Source organism: Streptomyces anulatus (assembly GCF_000721175.1).
GTDB lineage: Bacteria > Actinomycetota > Actinomycetes > Streptomycetales > Streptomycetaceae > Streptomyces > Streptomyces anulatus_C.
The window spans coordinates 1-1114 of the sequence record NZ_JOEZ01000103.1 but is presented as its reverse complement, the minus strand read 5'-3'; the positions used below and the strand labels follow the sequence as shown (position 1 = coordinate 1114).

Sequence of the window (1114 nt, the reverse complement as noted above, 5' to 3'; positions counted from 1 at the left end):
CTAGTCTTCTGAGTCAGGAATTCTGTTCAGATGTATAAGCTTGCTTCATGGCACGGACGGGGCGGCCGAAGGCCGAGTTGAGACTGTCGGACGAGGAACGCGCTGCGCTTGAGGAATGGGTGCGGCGTCGTTCCACGCCGCAGGCGTGGGCCTTGCGGTGCCGGATCATTCTGGCCTGCGCCGAAGGCGCCTCGAACAAGGACGTGGCTGCCCAACTCGGTTCCACACCTCACGCGGTGGGCCGCTGGCGGGCTCGGTTCGTGCAGTACCGCATCGCTGGTCTTGGCGATATGCCGCGTCCGGGCGGCCCCAGGACAGTGACGGACGAGCAGGTCGCCGCGGTGGTCACGAAGACACTGGAGTCCACACCGAAGAACGCAACACACTGGTCGACACGGTCCATGGCGAAAGAGATGGGCCTGTCGCAGTCGTCAGTGTCACGCATCTGGCGGGCGTTCGGCCTGCAGCCGCACCGGTCGGAGACCTTCAAACTGTCAACCGATCCGTACTTCGTCGACAAGGTCCACGACGTCGTTGGGTTGTATCTCGACCCGCCGGAGCGGGCGTTGGTGTTCTGCGTGGATGAGAAGTCGCAGATCCAGGCTCTGGACAGGTCCCAGCCGGTGCTGCCGATGATGCCTGGAGTTCCCGAGCGGGCGACTCACGACTACGTCCGCGCCGGCACCACCACACTCTTCGCCGCACTCGATGTCGCCACCGGCAAAGTGATCGGCTCCCTGCACCGCCGGCATCGTGCCGAGGAGTTCAAGAAGTTCCTGATCAAGCTCGACAAAGAAGTGCCCGCCAGCCTTGATGTCCACCTGATCTGCGACAACTACGCCACCCACAAGACCCCCGCCATCAAGAAGTGGCTACTGGCGCACCCACGCTTCCACCTGCACTTCACACCGACCGGCTCGTCCTGGCTGAACCTCGTCGAGCGTTGGTTCGCCGAACTCACCAACAAGCAGATACGACGAGGCGTCCACAGATCCGTCCAAGCCCTGGAGAAGGACATCCGCAACTGGATCGCAGCCTGGAACACCGATCCGAAGCCCTACGTCTGGACCAAGACCGCCGACGAGATCCTCGAACGCCTCGCCTCATATCTGAA

The 1114-nt window shown here is 62.7% G+C and carries 1 protein-coding gene; it reads left to right on the top strand.

Going from position 1 to position 1114, the window contains the following annotated elements; all coding sequences use genetic code 11:
- Positions 1 to 47 precede the first annotated feature (47 nt).
- The coding region (locus IG90_RS0138670; RefSeq protein WP_030596055.1) for an IS630 family transposase at positions 48 to 1114 on the top strand (1067 nt) is incomplete at its 3' end.